At 71.5% G+C, this 14,681-nt stretch carries 12 protein-coding genes; 6 read left to right on the top strand and 6 right to left on the bottom strand.

Annotated elements, in window-relative coordinates; translation table 11 throughout:
• Window positions 1–25 precede the first annotated feature (25 nt).
• Together E1165_RS07720 and E1165_RS07715 are read left to right on the top strand one after the other, a co-directional pair.
• Window positions 26–208 carry a hypothetical protein gene (locus E1165_RS07720; RefSeq protein ID WP_132389159.1) on the top strand — a complete coding sequence of 61 codons (183 nt, stop codon included), beginning with the start codon at window positions 26–28 and terminating at the stop codon, window positions 206–208.
• 363 nt (window positions 209–571) lie between these two features.
• Entirely contained in the window at window positions 572–1,693 is a 1,122-nt protein-coding gene (locus E1165_RS07715; protein WP_132389157.1) for a S1 family peptidase, read from the top strand.
• 264 nt (window positions 1,694–1,957) lie between these two features.
• Here E1165_RS07715 and E1165_RS07710 read toward each other — a convergent pair whose 3' ends face one another.
• On the bottom strand, window positions 1,958–2,320 hold the full coding sequence (locus E1165_RS07710; RefSeq protein WP_207916717.1) for a DUF4406 domain-containing protein: 363 nt from the start codon (window positions 2,318–2,320) through the stop codon (window positions 1,958–1,960).
• A gap of 49 nt (window positions 2,321–2,369) precedes the next feature.
• Here E1165_RS07710 and E1165_RS07705 point away from each other — a divergent pair, with 49 nt between their 5' ends.
• Window positions 2,370–3,119 (top strand): DeoR/GlpR family DNA-binding transcription regulator, encoded by a 750-nt coding sequence (locus tag E1165_RS07705; protein ID WP_132389155.1) that lies wholly within the window; start codon window positions 2,370–2,372, stop codon window positions 3,117–3,119.
• A gap of 606 nt (window positions 3,120–3,725) precedes the next feature.
• On the top strand, window positions 3,726–5,189 hold the full coding sequence (locus E1165_RS07700; RefSeq protein WP_132389153.1) for an alpha/beta fold hydrolase: 1,464 nt from the start codon (window positions 3,726–3,728) through the stop codon (window positions 5,187–5,189).
• A 230-nt stretch (window positions 5,190–5,419) separates the two neighbouring features.
• Here E1165_RS07700 and E1165_RS07695 read toward each other — a convergent pair whose 3' ends face one another.
• From E1165_RS07695 to E1165_RS07680, 4 genes are all read right to left on the bottom strand, one after another.
• Window positions 5,420–6,514, bottom strand: coding sequence for a winged helix DNA-binding domain-containing protein (locus E1165_RS07695; protein ID WP_132389151.1), 1,095 nt, complete (start codon window positions 6,512–6,514; stop codon window positions 5,420–5,422).
• Window positions 6,515–6,781: 267 nt separating this feature from the next.
• Window positions 6,782–7,966: an alpha/beta hydrolase gene (locus tag E1165_RS07690; protein WP_132389149.1), complete on the bottom strand. Its 1,185-nt coding sequence runs from the start codon at window positions 7,964–7,966 to the stop codon at window positions 6,782–6,784.
• Window positions 7,967–7,988: 22 nt separating this feature from the next.
• Window positions 7,989–10,346, bottom strand: coding sequence for an FtsX-like permease family protein (locus E1165_RS07685; RefSeq protein WP_132389147.1), 2,358 nt, complete (start codon window positions 10,344–10,346; stop codon window positions 7,989–7,991).
• Window positions 10,343–11,044, bottom strand: coding sequence for an ABC transporter ATP-binding protein (locus E1165_RS07680; protein ID WP_132389145.1), 702 nt, complete (start codon window positions 11,042–11,044; stop codon window positions 10,343–10,345). The genes E1165_RS07685 and E1165_RS07680 overlap by 4 nt, the downstream gene beginning before the upstream one ends.
• Before the next feature lie 198 nt (window positions 11,045–11,242).
• Here E1165_RS07680 and E1165_RS07675 point away from each other — a divergent pair, with 198 nt between their 5' ends.
• The gene (locus E1165_RS07675; RefSeq protein ID WP_132389143.1) at window positions 11,243–12,565 is read left to right on the top strand and encodes a sensor histidine kinase; all 1,323 of its coding nucleotides are present in this window, start codon (window positions 11,243–11,245) and stop codon (window positions 12,563–12,565) included.
• Window positions 12,562–13,236 carry a response regulator transcription factor gene (locus E1165_RS07670; protein WP_132389141.1) on the top strand — a complete coding sequence of 225 codons (675 nt, stop codon included), beginning with the start codon at window positions 12,562–12,564 and terminating at the stop codon, window positions 13,234–13,236. The genes E1165_RS07675 and E1165_RS07670 overlap by 4 nt, the downstream gene beginning before the upstream one ends.
• Window positions 13,237–13,672: 436 nt before the next feature.
• Here E1165_RS07670 and E1165_RS07665 read toward each other — a convergent pair whose 3' ends face one another.
• Window positions 13,673–14,629: a YafY family protein gene (locus E1165_RS07665; RefSeq protein ID WP_132389139.1), complete on the bottom strand. Its 957-nt coding sequence runs from the start codon at window positions 14,627–14,629 to the stop codon at window positions 13,673–13,675.
• Window positions 14,630–14,681: the final 52 nt, after the last annotated feature.

The raw sequence follows: 14,681 nt of genomic DNA, 5'->3' as shown, positions 1-14,681 counted from the left end.
CGCGCACGTCGCGTCACAGGACGGGTTGGAACGCCTGTCGATCGGCCGGCTGGCCGCCGACCTCGGCGTGAGCGAGAGCGGCCTGTGCGGCTACCTCGGCTCGAAGGTAGAGCTCCAACTGGTCACGATCCGTTCCGCCGCCGAGTGCTACGAACGGGCCAGGACCGCGATCCGTACCCGGCTGGCCGCCGTCACGGAACCACGCTAGCCGGCGTGGGCGCCGTTAGCCCCGGACGCCACCGGAGGCGTTGGTCAGGCAAGCTGCTCGGCCAGTCCCGTACCGGTTACTGATCGCGCTCGCCGAGCTGGCCAGCACCAGCCAGACGGCACACACCCCGGGCATCGCGCTCGGGGCGGTCGGCAACCATCTGCCCGTGCTCCGCGAGGCGGGTCCGCACGACCGGGCACCCGCCGGCCGATCCGTGATCTTCCGCCGTACGCCGCCGGGCGACGCGCTCGCCACCGACCGAACCCACCAGTGGCGGCTCGTGTCAGCGCGCGATCAGCGCGATTTCATCGGTGGCTGCCAGCCTTACCACCAACCGGCCCCGTTGGAGAGGTTGAACAATCGATGACGCACTGTAGACCGACGTCACGTCGCGCCCTGCTGGCCGCGGCGGTCACCACCGCCCTCGTCACCGTGATGGTGGGTCCGACCGCCGCGCACGCCGCACCCGCGCCGGACGGCACCAGTCAGGTGGGGCCCGAGCTCCACGGAATCCCGGTGCGCGCCGGGATCGGCAGCGTCCGGGCCGAGCGGCTCGCCGGCGAGCTAGGCCCGGAGCGTACCGCGGGCGCCTACTTCGACCAGCGGACCGGGCGCATGGTCGTGACCGTCACCGACGCCGAGGGCGAGCGAGCAGTCACGGCAGCGGGCGGGCTGGCCAAGCGCGTGCGGTACAGCACCGAGGAGTTGACCGCGGTGACCGACGCGCTGAACGCCCGGATCGACACGCGCGGCACCACGTGGGGCACGGAGGTCGACGACAACCGGATCAACGTGACGGCGGACAGCACGGTCTCCGACGCCGACTTCGCCGAGATGCGGGCGGTGCTCGCGCCGTACGGCGACGCGGCGGTGCTCACCCGGGTGCCCGGCGAGCTCGTGCTCAACGGCACCGTGAACGGCGGCAAGTACATCCGCTCGGAGCACGGCTACCAGTGCTCGGCCGGGTTCAACGTCCAGAAGAAGAGCGACAACTCGCAGAAGTTCCTGCTCACCGCCGGGCACTGCACGACACACGACCCCGGCGTCTCCGACTGGTACAACGGCGCCAACGAGTACTTCGGCTACGACGCCGGTGGACGCTTCCCCGGCACCGACTACGGGCTGATCAGGCACAACAACGCCAGCGTCAGCAAGCCCGGCAACGTCTACATCGCCAGCGGCGCCCAGGACATCACCCACTCCCGCGATCCCGAGCTGGGCGAGGCCGTGTGTCGCGGCGGCTACAAGACTGGCGTCCAGTGTGGAACGGTGCACGAGTTGGACATGACGGTGAACTATCCCGACGGGGCCGTTCACGGGCTGTTCCGCACCGACATCTGCTCGGAGAGCGGCGACAGCGGCGGCCCGGTGTGGCGCAACACCGCGGCCCTCGGCATCCACTCCGGGTCTCGTTCGAGCGGGTGCGTCTCCTACCACCAGCGGGTGAACCCCGCTCTCGCCTGGTACGGCGTAGAGGTTTACTGACCGCACGCCGTCTCCGTGACCGACCCGGAGCAGAGGTGCTGCCCCCCACGGCCCCTGCTCCGGGTCGCCACGACCAGCCCGCCTCGGACCTGGTGTCCGAAGCGCGCCCTCGACCGTCGTGAGGGGATGACACCCGCGACCCGACCGCATCACGCCGTGGCACGCGGCCACCGCACGATCTTCGGTTGTCCTCACAACCATCGATCCACGCGGTGGCCGTCCTCATGTGCGCCGAACGTCGAAGCCACGTGACGTTGTGGAGTGTCAGGCGGGCTGGTAGCCGGGGATGTCCTCGATTCGGCGGTAGACGGGCAGGCCGCGTTCCTGGGCGATCCGGACGTCCTGGTCAGCGCCGGTGGACTCGCCGGGCAACCGCAGCACCGCATCGCAGTACCTCAGCAGGCGCTCCGCGGTGGGGTACATGATTTGTTCGGCGACCGGGTCGGTTGGTCCGGTGCCGCCCGCGCCGCGCAGCACCGGCAGGGCGACCCATTCCCCGATCATCGGGACGTGCCCGCTGCGGAAGATCGGCCACGACGCCTCCTCGAGTCGGGCCAGGTTGCGCGCCATCAGTTCCGGGTCGTCACCGGTGCCCGAGCGGTAGGGACCCGCGATGAGAATCAACATGCGTCGAACCATACTGTGCAATACTGGGAAAGAACAAGGAGGAACGTGCATGCTTGCCGCGCAACGCCGTGACCTGCTGTTGGAGCGCCTGCGTACGGACGGCCGGATCGTCGCCAAAACCCTGGCCGCCGAACTCGGCATATCCGACGACAGCATCCGCCGCGACCTTCGCGAACTGGCGGCCGCGGGCCTGTGCCAGCGCGTGTACGGCGGTGCGCTGCCCGCCTCACCCGCGATCGCCGACTACGCGGCACGTCAGAAGGTCGCGGTATCCGGCAAGCAGCGGGTGGCGGCTGTCGCGGCGACACTGGTCGAACCGGACAGCACCACGATCATCGACGGTGGCACCACCGCGTTGGCCGTCGTCCGCGCGCTGCCGGTCGATTTGCGGGCCACCGTCGTGACGCACAGCCCTACCGTGGCCAGCGCGCTGGTCGATCACCGTGACGTGGACGTCTACCTCATCGGCGGACGGCTGTTCAAACACTCGATGGTGGCGTGTGGCGCCGCCGCCGTCGAAGCCGCGCGTGGCCTGCGCGCCGACCTGTTCCTACTCGGTGTGACCGGAGTTCACCCCGAAGCCGGACTCACCACCGGCGACGCCGACGAGGCCGCGATGAAGCGTGCCCTGGCGCACCAGGCCGCCGACACCTACGTGCTGGCCAGTTCCGAGAAGGTCGGCGCGGCATCCCGGTTCACCGTGCTGCCGTTGGGCGAGGTCGCCGGGATAGTCACCGACACGAGCCCGGACGACCCCACGATCCGGGCGCTCGACGTTCGGGTCATTCACGCCCCCTGACAGGCCCTGTTCCGACGACCGAGGATCGTCGGTCGCCGGCGCGGAACGGCCGGTGCCGTACCGCCGCAACGCGACCGAAGCCCACCCGCTGGGCAGCGGGTGGGCCCGGAAACACAGGATCGCGGATCAGGTGGGCCTCGCCGCGCCGGTCGCGGCGTGGGGGCGCGTCGGCTCGTCACCGGCCGGCGGGGCCCGGGGCGACGGTCCTGGCTGTCCGCCGGCGGAGGACGACGGTCGTCGTCGCCCCGAGGAGCCCGGCGATGGACAGCCACCCCAGCACGTCGCCGAAGGACAGCGCGTACGGCGTCCTGCGCGGACCGGCACCGACACCGCGAGCGTGTGTTCGGTGGGGGCGGGTCGAGCCGGTACCAGATCGCGATCTGGCCCAGGATCCGGCCCTGATGGTCCACGGCCAACGCTGTGCCCTGCCGCGCCGGCCGTACCAGGCTCATCCCGTTCTCGACTGCGCGTAGCACCGCCCGTCGGCCGAGCGCGTCGGTGACCTGCGCCCCGAAGTCGCGCCATCCTCGCGTCACTTCCTCGTCTCGACGTTGCATACGTCGGGACGAGCGCCCTATTGTGCGATGCGTAGACACATGTGGATGGATGATCGGGGCGTGGATGCGCGCGGTGGCGGCTGTCACTGTCGCTTGTCTTGCCGTGGCCGTCGCCCCGGCCGGGGTGGCCAGCGGGGCGGCCCTAGCGTGGCGGGCCTGCCCAGGTGTCGGTGACACCCGCCTGCGGTGCGCCACCGTCCAGGTGCCGCTCGACCATGCGCGGCCGGCCGGCCCGACGATCGACATCATGATCTCCCGGCTTCCCGCGACCGACCCGGCGCTTCGCCGCGGCGTGCTGGTCACCACGGGCGGCGGGCCGGGCGGCGCCGGCGTCCCCGAGCCGCTGAGCCTCGCCGCCATCCTCGATCCCGCGGTGCTCGCCCGGTACGACATCGTCGGGTTCGACATGCGATTCGTCGAGCGCAGCACTCCGATCACCTGTGGCCAGCCGGAGGAGGAGCCAGGCGGCTACTGGGTGCGCACCGCGACCTATCAGTCCCTGAAGGACACCGCGGCCGAGGCCCGCGCGTACGCCCGCGCCTGCGCCCGGCACGCCGGCTGGGCGCTGCCGTTCGCCACGACCGCACAGGCCGCCCGCGACATGGACGCCATCCGGGCAGGCCTCGGCGAGCGGAGGCTGTCCTTCCTCGGCGGCTCGTACGCCGCGTTGCTCGGCGTCGCGTACGGCACACTCCTCCCGCACCGGGTGGACCGGTTCGTGCTGGACAGCCCGGTCGACTACGACCTCGTCTGGCGTCGCGCAGAGCTGGACCGGCTCCCGGCCTTCGAGGAGAACTACGCGGCCTTCACCGGGTACATCGCCACGAACAGCGCGGCGTACGGGCTCGGCGCCACGCCGGCCGAGGTGGCGGAAACCCTCCGGCAGGCCTTCGCCGAGGCGGCGGTCGAGCCGATCGTGGCCGGAGACCACGCCTGGACCGCCGGCGAACTCGGCTCCCTGGCGGTCATCGCGACGTTCTTCGAGCACCTGTGGCCGGTGGTCGCGCTCGACCTGGCCGCCATCCTCGCCGGCATCCCGCCGCCGATCCCGCTCGACCCGCGACCCGCCGCCCTGCCCGGAACCCCGGGCGTGCCGGCGGACAACCACACCGCGGTCAACATGGCCTTCCGCTGCGGCGACAACGCGTGGCCGCGTGATCTGGCGACCTACCGCCGCGACCTGGCCCGCCTCGGCACCCGCTATCCGGTTTTCGGCCCGTCGATCGCCAACCTCAACCCGTGCGCCTTCTGGTCGGTCAGCCGGGACAACACCCCGCCCCTTGCCACCAACCGGGCGCCGGCGGCGCTCGTCGTCGCCGCACTGCGCGACGCCTCGGTGCCGCTGGCCAACTCGATCGCGACCGCCCGGGCCATCGCCGGCTCCCGGCTGGTCACCGTGGACAGGCGAACACACGTGCCGCTGCTCAGCGGCCAGGCCAACGCCTGCCTGACCGGTGAGGTCACCGCGTATCTGGTGCACGGGCAACTGCCGAAGCAGGACACCGCCTGTTGAGCGGCCGGTAGGGCTCACCCAGGGCCCCATGCCGGCCGTGCCGCGCAGACGTAGTGCTTGTCGACTGTCGACGCGATCGAGCGGCCCCGGCGCGGCGGGTAGGACCGGCGCAGAGGTGTCGCCGCGGATCATGTCGGTGCGGTACCTGCCGGCGGTACCTGCGTCAGCTCGGACTTCTGGAGGCGGTAGCGCTCGAAGGGACCGCCGGGATGCCGGCGTTCACACCTGCGTCAGGTGTCCGCGATCGAGACGCTGTTGGCGCGTCGTGGCTCGGGCTGAAACATGGTCAGCAGGCTGTCGCCCTCGGCGACGACAGCGTCGCGCTCGCCCGTCGTGAGCGCGCGCAGCGGTGTGATCCGCAACGTCGCCGCGCCGTCGTCGACGGTGACCGCCCAGGTGCCTGCCACCCGGCCGTCGACCAGCAGGAAACGGGCACCCGCTACGCTCAGCCCGCGATGCTCGGTGTCGATGACGCGGCTGCGGTCGTCGTAGCCGAGCACCGCGTTGTCGAACGCTGGCAAAAAGCGCGGCGGCGCCGGGGTCTCCGGGTCGGGCAGCGCGCCGTCAGGCACGTCGAGCAGTTCGCGGCCGCGCTCGTCGCGGAACGTCCGCAACCGTGGTCGCAACCGTTGGACGGACTCCCGCAGCCCGCTCAGCCCCGACCAGGCGCGGACGTCGGCGCTGGCCGCCGGGCCGTAGGCGGCGAGGTAGCGCAGGACCAGCCTGTCGACGATGGCCGGTGATTCCGGCTCCAGCGGGCGGCCCAGCCACGCCTCGATCGTGGTGTTGTACGCGGCGCCGCGCTCGCCCCAGACACCGCGGGGTGGCACCTGCACGAGCGGCACGAGCGTGCTGAGCGCGTCGCCCAGCGAGCGCGGCTCCACTCCCGGCCAGCGGTCGGCGATCGCGCGGGCCGCCTCGGCCAGCATGCGCGGCCGCTCCTCGAACAGCGGCCGGCCCAGTTTCGACAGCTCGTCGAGATCGACGCCGGGCAACACCCGGCGCAGCGTCGACCACATACGTGAGACCAGCATGGCGTGGTGCACGGGCCGCAGCGCGAGGCAGTCACGTGCGGTCACCAGGTGGAGGGTGCGGCGCATCAGCAGTGTGCGGACTGCCCGGCGGCTCAGCAGCAGCTCGGCCAGCGCCGACGGTTGGAAGCCGGCCAGCCGGCTCCACAACCCGACGTACGGCTCCAGGGGCTCCTGCGCCTGCAACCCCACCAGGTGCTCGAGTGCGTCGACGACCGGCATGTCGTGCCGCTGCAACAGGAGTTGGCGGGCCAGAAAGGCGCGGTTGAGAGCACGGCGGTCGAGGACCCTCATGGTGGTCACGCTATCGCCCACCCCGGACACTTTCCCGCCGGAGCCGCCCCGTGGGTCACCCGCGAGTTCGTCCTCGCGCCGCCGCCCTCTCGTCAAGGTTGGCTTGACGAGAGGGCGGGGCATGCGAGGAGCCGAGCCGGACGGGCAGAGCCCGGGGCTCCTGCCGGGGCCGGAAGCTCGTCGGCCGGAGGGTAGGTCACGCGCACCAACCACAGGCAGCCTTGTCGATCCTGCGGTCGGTGCCCGCCCGTGAGGTTCGAGGTCACGCTAGGCGCACGCGCGTGTCTCCACGGCGCAGAACCTCACCTCGGGATAGCGTGTCGACGGCCCGTCCAGCAACGGTTGGTGCTTGGCGCGCAGGTGCCGGTGGAAGAACGCTCGGGTGTAGGCGCGGGTGATTTCCGTCGAGCGGATCGCGGGTACGTCGGCTCCGGTGTCCAGGCCGATCTGTTCGGCGAGGATGGCCACGTCCGTGAAGGACGCGTGCACCGCGCCGGTCACCACGAGCCAGCGCTTCCACCCGGTCAGGTGCTGCCAATCGCGTTCCCACGACACCGCCGATGGCATTCCCGGGGTGAAGTTGTTCTGACGGCCCACGAACAGGAACGGCCGGGACAGCACCGTGTCCGGGATGGGGTTGTTGGTGAGGCCGTCGATGTTGATTCCGGCGCGCAACCGGGAGTCTGCCGCCATCGCTGCCAGGGCGCTCGCGCCCCCGGCCGAGTGTCCGGCCATCGCGATCCGGGATGGATCGATCAGCGAGGAGCCCCTCCACCTCGAGTGCGGCCGGGTCAGCTCGTCGAGGACGAAGGAGACGTCGGCCGCGCGGCCCTGGTCCACCTTCGTCCAGAACGTTTCGGTCCGGTCGGGGACCTCGCAGGCGACACACGTGGTCACCCGGCCGTCGGGGAAGCTCGTGGCGACGCTCTCGTACGTGTGCTCGACGCCGGCCACGATGTAGCCGTGGCTGGCCAGATCCTCGGCCAGCGCGGTGAGCGTGGTGCGGGGTTTGGAGAAGCCGGGCGAGAGCACCACCAGTGGCAGGGAATGTCTCCGGCCGGCCGGTTGGGTGTCGGTGAACGCGTTGGTTCTCGTCGTGCTCAACGTGTCGTACGGCACGGTGGTGATGCCGCCGTCCTTCAGCAGGAGCTCCGACTCGATCGGCGTCATGTACCGTGCTCGCTGCTTGCCCGTGGACTTGGCCGGGTACCACAACGAGACCACTAGTTCTCTGGCTTTCGCCTCGGGCACCCACGGGTCGGGGCGGGAGGTGTCTTCGAGGTACAGCGACGTGGTGCCGACCGCCTGGGCGCCGGTTGGTGTCGGCAGGAACAGCGCTGCCGGGGTGCCCGCGCTCCGGGTTGGCCCGGTGGTCGCGACCGCCACGGACGTCAGCGGCACCACGGTCGCGGTCACACCCACCACGGTCGCGGTGACGAACAGCCGTTTCATCAGAGGTTTCCTCCCAGGAGACTCATTCGGTACGCAGCGCGACAGCGGTGCGGGTACGGGCGGCCCAGCCGGCTGGCAACAGCGCGCCGAGGATGGCGATCAGCAGGCCGCCGAGGCCCAGGATCGCCAGGTTTGCCGGCTGGTAGACGTCGGTGACGGAGACGGGCAGGGTGACGCCGGCGTTGTGTCCCATCGCGGGTACGACTACCCGGTGCAGGGCCACGCCCGCGGAAGCGCCGATGGCGCCGCCGGTCAGGCCGGTGACGATGACCGAGGCGATGACCATCGTGATGGTCTGCCGGGGTGTCATGCCCAGTGCCTTGTGGATGCCGAGGTCGCGGACGCGTTCGCGGGTGTCGAGCACAACCATGTTCAGTACGCCCATCCCGGCGACGACGACCAGCATCAGCGTGAGCAGGGCGGCCAGCGCGTTGAGCAACACGATCGTGTCGCTGCTGTCCCCGGACTGCCCGGGCTGCGCGGTGAAACCGGACGACGCCAGCACGCTGTTCAAACCGGTGACGTAGCCGGTCACGTCGGTGCCGTCGGTGAGCCCGATGTGAAAGCTCGCGGCGACCAGGGTCGGCTTCGTCGCGGCGAATGTCGCGGCGTCGGTGAACACCAGCAGGTTGTTGGTGGGGTGGAAGACCTCGCCGACGATCCGGACCGCCACCGCCTTGCCGTGATCGGTCAACGTGACGGTGTCGCCGATCCGGGTGCCGGTCGCGGTCAGGAACGTGCCCGGCACCGCCGCCTCGCCCGGTCGGGTGAACCAGCGGCCGGCGACCATCTCATAACCGCCCCAGGAGGCGTCGCCGTTGAAGGCGTACAGGCGTGCGGCGCCTGCCGTCCCGGCCACGGCCACCTCCGTCGTGGCGACGCTGTAGAGCCGGGCCGTGCCGGGTTGAGCCTTGATCGCCGCGGTGATGGCGGCGGTCTGCTCCGCGGTGAGCGGCCTCGGCGCGTCCGGGGCCGGCCCGGGTCCGCGAGACGGGGTGAAGGTGTCGACGACCACGTCGGCGGCGGCGTGGTCCTTGGCGACCTGTACCTGATTGAGTGAGGCGGCCACGCCGACGGCGAAGGTGACCGTGGTGGCGCCGAACACGATCGCCGCGAGCATCGCGGTCGCGCGGGTGGGGCGGGTGAACGGGTGGGCCAGCCCGAGCGTCAACGGCCGGGGCAGCGGGAGCCGGGCGGAGAGCCGGGCCGTCCACCGGCCACGGCCGGGACGGGGCGTGCGTCCGACGGCGAGCGCGTCGACCGTCCGGAGCCGGCCTGCCCGCCACGCCGCCGCCCACGCGGTCAGCGCCACCAGGGCGATCGCGACGGCGACCACGACCGCGTCGACCCACCAGGCCATGCCAGCGGTGGTGGTGCCGTAGAGTTGGTCGGCGTCGGCCAGCACCGGGATGGCCAGAAGGTTCCCGGCCACGACGCCGGCCGCGATGCCGAACGCCGCCGGGATCAGCGCCTGCGCCACGTATGCCCGTACGACCTGGGCGGGAGTGAAGCCGACGGCCTTGAGGATGCCGATCCGCCGCGTACCCGCGCCGACCGCGCTGGCGATCACGTTGCCGACGATGAGTACCGACATGACCACGCCGAGGACGCCGAACGCGACCAGGAACGGCAGGAACAGCGCCGTGTTGCGGTCGTTGGCCTCCTTGACAATCAGCCACGACTGTGACCCGGTCAGCGCCTCCGTGCCAGCCACCGCGGTCACCGTGGCGCGGTTGCGGGCGAGCTGAGCGGCGGTGCCTGCCTCGGCGAAGCGGTAGAGCATCTGGTATCCGCCGGCCGCGCCGGGCGCGGTCAGCCTGGCGACGTCCGACGGCGACACCCAGGCGTCGGCGGTCCGGCTGACCGACCTGGCCACGCCGACCACCGTCAGCGTCGGGCTTTCCGGCAACCCGGTGAAGCGCAGCATGACGCCCAGCGGCGACGGCCCGGCCGGGTAGTCCGCCGAGAGCACGATCTGGCCGGGGCCGGTCACCCAGCGTCCCTGGCTCAGGGGCACGTCGTCGACCCCACCGTCCGGGGTGGTTCGACCGACGACCGTCATCGGAGCCAGTTCCCGGTCGGCGGCGTCGCGTGGCGCGGCGGACACGGTCGGGAACGGACCGGCCGCCCCGGTGACACCGGCGGCTTTCGTGGATGCCGACAGCCGCGCGGGCGTGGTCTTGGCGGCGTCGAACTGCGCGGTCAGGTGCGCGCCGTGTTGCTGGGCGAACGCCCGGTCGAACGGCCCGCTGGAGGCCACGACCAGCGACCCGCCCAGCACCGACGCGGTCACCGCGATCATCGTGGCCAGCCCGATCACGATCGTCTGCACCCGGCGGCGGCCAACGCCCGAGCGCACGACGCGGCCCGTCGCGCTCATCGGGCCCGTCCCGCCGTGACAGTCCTGCCATCCGCGACGACCTGGCCGTCCACGAGCCGGACCACGCGGGTCGCGCAGGACTCCGCCAGGGCCAGGTCGTGGGTGACCAGGACGATGGTCTGACCGTCGGCGTGCAGGTCGTTGAGTAGCCGTTTGACGTCGTCGCCGGAGGCGGTGTCCAACGCGCCGGTTGGTTCGTCGGCCAGCAACAGCGTCGGGCGGTTGATCAACGCCCTGGCCACCGCGACGCGTTGCCGCTCGCCGCCGGAGAGCCGGCCAGGGTACGCGGCGGCGTGGCGGGCAACGCCGAGCGCGCCGAGCAGCTCCGCGGCGCGGCGGTGAGCGGCGTCGCGCGCCATGCCGGACAGCTGCGCGGGCAGGACGACGTTGTCGATGACGGTCAGGTCGTCGAGCAGGTTGAAGAACTGGAACACCATGCCGATCTTGTCCCGGCGGTAGCGGGCCGAGCCGGCTTCGGTCAGCTTGTCGACGCGTACGCCGGCCACGGTCACGGTGCCGCTGCTCGGCCGGTCCAGTCCGGCGATCAGGTTGAGCAAGGTGGACTTGCCGCTCCCGGACGGCCCGAGGATCGCGACCGCCTCGCCCGGCGAGATGCTCAGCGACGTGTCGCACAGCGCGGGCGGCCCTCCGTCGTACCTGCGGCTGACGTCGCGCAACTCGATCACGGGCATGGCCATGGTCGTCTCCCTCGGTTCGATGTCTCCCTGCGAAGATCGACGCTAGGTGCGCGGCCGCGTCAGGCGCTTCGGCCCGAGGAGGCATCCTTGTTGGCGCGCGGGGATGAGGGCGCCCGGTCTCATCCCTGAGGACTAGGCGAGCGGTGGAGTCCGCTGGTTCTCCGGACCGATACCGCCGCCCGCCGCGGGCCGGCGAGAATGGGCCCGGTGGGGATCACCGACCAACTGTGGGCCTGGGGCCGTCAACTGCCGCGCCCGTCCGGGCCGCTGCCCCGACCGTCGCGGCGTAGCCAGGTATTCGACGTGCTGCTCGCGCTGGGTATCAGCGTCATCGCGATCCAGGGCAGTTACGGCGTCTTTCCCAAGCCGACCCGGCCCGACCCGAGCCTGCCGGAGCCGCCGGAACCGCCGGGGCTGCCGGTCCGCCTGGAACCGTCGGATCCGGTTGGGCCGCTCGATCACCACGGTGTCGCCTGGGCGGTGGTGATGGTGCTCATCGTCGCCCCGCTGGTGGCCCGCCGGCGGTTTCCGCTGGCGATGCTCTGGGCCGTGATGGGCACGGCCGTGGTGGCGGCCATGGTGACGGACGATCGCGCCATCATGCGGGTGTCGTTCTACACCTGTGTGATCGCCGCGTACAGCGCGGCCGTGTACAGCCCGTACCGGATGCCCGCACTGGGCAGTCAGTTGGCGGCGGCGGTGCTGTACAGCCAGGTCCAGTCGTCGATGCTGCTGCCGACGGTCTCGACCGATGCGGTTGCGTTCCTGGTCCTGATCCCGATCGCCATCGCGACCGACGGGCTGCGTCGGTGGCGGCATCGGGCCGACGAGGAACGGGCGCGGACGGCCGCGCTGGAACGCGAACGGGACGAGGCGACCCGCCGCGCGGCCGAGCAGGAACGCGCCCGCATCGCGCGGGAACTGCACGATGTCGTCACGCACAACGTCAGCATGATGGTCATCCAGGCCGGCGCGGCCCGTACGGTCATGGCAGCCGACCCGGAGCAGGCCCGCCAGGCGCTGCTCGCGGTCGAGGCCGGCGGTCGGGCCGCGATGTCCGAGCTGCGCCACGTCATGGGGCTCCTCACAATGAACACCGACAATCCGGCCGACCCGGTCCAACTCGTGCCCCAACCGGGACTGGATCGGCTGGACGCGCTGGTCGCGGGGGTGCGGGCCGGCGGCGTGCCGGTCGAGCTGACCGTGGTGGGGCAACCGCGTGCGATGCCGGGCGGCGTCGAGCTGGCGGCCTACCGGGTGGTGCAGGAGGCGTTGACGAACACCGTGAAGCACGCGGGGGGTGCCTCCGCGACGGTGGTTGTCGAGTACGGCACCGACTGTCTTCATGTTGAGGTCGCCGACACCGGCGGCACACCGCGCGCGCCGGCCGCGACCGGCAACGGGCGCGGGCTGATCGGGCTACGGGAACGCCTCGCCGTCTACGGTGGAAGCCTGCATGCCGGGTCGCGGCCCAGAGGCGGCTATCGTGTCCGCGCGCACATTCCCTGGGAGGCCCTGTGACCGAGCCGCCGCGTGTGGTGATCGCTGACGATCAGGCGTTGGTCCGAGCCGGCTTCCGGATGATCCTCATGGCCGAGGGCATCAACGTGGTGGCGGAGGCGACCGACGGCGCCGAAGCGGTCGACGCGGTCCGACGCACCCGCCCCGACGTGGTGCTCATGGACATCCGGATGCCGGAACTCGACGGCCTGGAGGCCACCCGACGCATCCTGGCCGGCGGCGCCGCTGACCAACCACGCGTGATCATGCTCACGACGTTCGACCTCGACCACTACGTGTACGCGGCGTTGTCCGCCGGTGCCAGCGGCTTCCTGCTCAAGGACGTCAGCCCGGAGCACCTGGTCGCCGCGGTACGGCTGGTCCGGGCCGGCGACGCGCTGCTCGCACCCGCCATCACCCGCCGCCTCGTCGAACGGTTCGCCCGTCGCGACACCGACACACCCGCGATCCACCGCGACCTGAGCACACTGACCGCCCGCGAACTCGAAGTGCTGCGCCTGCTCGCCGAAGGGCTCAGCAACGCCGAACTCGCCGACCGCCTGCACCTGTCCGAGGCCACCGTGAAGTCGCACGTCGCCCGCATCCTCGCCAAACTCGGTCTGCGCGACCGAGTACAAGCCGTCGTCGTGGCGTACCGGACCGGTGTCGCCAGCCCCGCACCAGCAGACTGACCACGTCGCCGGCACCACCCCGAGCCCGATCGGCAGCACGGACGCCCACCGGCCCCTGACCTGCCGTGTCTCGCAGTTGCTGATGTGCCGCGCTCCGGGCAGCGGCTTCCGGTTGGAGGGCGTGCCGCCGGCCGACCTGATCAGCGACATCCGGTTGCCATGTCACGGTAGGTCACTGCGCACGCCCGTGCCGGTACGCCCGCCTGGTCCGGGGACGCTGGTCCGGCGCGGCCAGGCGGGCGGCACGATCTGCTGTGGCCTGGCCGTTGACTGTGGCGCCCCCACTATTCCCACATCTTCCTCGCTCCTGTGTTGACATCGACACAGATCGCATCGATAGACGCTGTGTAACTGTCCTGACACCGTGGCCCGGCAGGCACCTGCTCGCCGACCGGGGTCTACTCAATGATCACGATGTGCTGGAGAAGTGTCTCGATCACCGGGAGGCGGCCCGGCCGAGGCGCGCGGCGAGCGTGTCGACGCGATCGCGTAGCTCCGCCGGCTCACGCACAGCGAACTCGAAGCCGAACGTGGCCACCCACACCGCGAGCTGGTCGAGGCTGTCCGACCCGATCCGCAACGTGCAGGTGTGCTCGTCGATCGGCTCGAGCACACCGAGGGTGGGCGGCACTTCCCCGGCGACCACGCCCGCCGGCGCGTACATGGTCAGTACCGCCTGGTACCGGTACTGCCGTGACGTCATGCCGAGGGCGACATGGGCGGCGACGTCGTCGGCCGGCAGCGGTCGTGGCCGGAACCGGGGCCCGGCCGGCGTACGCGGCGACAGTCGGTCGGCGCGGAACGTCCGCCAGTCCGCCGCCTCGACGTCCCAGCCGTAGAGGTACCAGCGGCGTCCGCTGTGAATGAGTCGGTACGGCTCGACGTCGCGCCGGGACGTCGAACCGTCCCGGGAGACGTAGTCGAAGCGCAGCCGTTCACGATCGCGTACCGCCGCCGCCACCGCGGTGAGGGTCGCGGGATCCACTGTCGGCCCGTAGGCCGGCAGTGTCACCACCGCCGCGCCGAAGGCGTTCACCCGATGACGTAGGCGTGCCGGCAGCACCTGGTCGACTTTCGCCAGCGCGCGGACCGACGTTTCCTCGATGCCCGTGACGGCCAGCGCCGCCGCCGTCCTCAAACTGACCGCCACGGCCACCGCCTCGTCGTCATCGAGCAGCAGCGGCGGCAGCGCCGCGCCGGACGCCAGCCGGTAACCGCCGCCGACGCCGCCGATCGCCTCGACCGGGTACCCGAGAAGTCGCAGTTTGTCGACGTCACGGCGCACGGTGCGAGGGCTCACCCCGAGGCGCTCCGCCAGCGCGGCGCCCGACCAGTCTCGCCGGGACTGCAGCAGGGCCAGCAGTCGCAGCAGCCGCGCCGACACGTCCAACACGCTGACCAGCATGTCAGGGATCGCGGACAGGATCTGACCGCGAATCCCCCTA

This window comes from Micromonospora sp. KC723, from assembly GCF_004348595.1.
Taxonomy (GTDB): Bacteria; Actinomycetota; Actinomycetes; order Mycobacteriales; family Micromonosporaceae; genus Micromonospora.
This window is presented reverse-complemented; position numbering and strand designations above follow the sequence as displayed.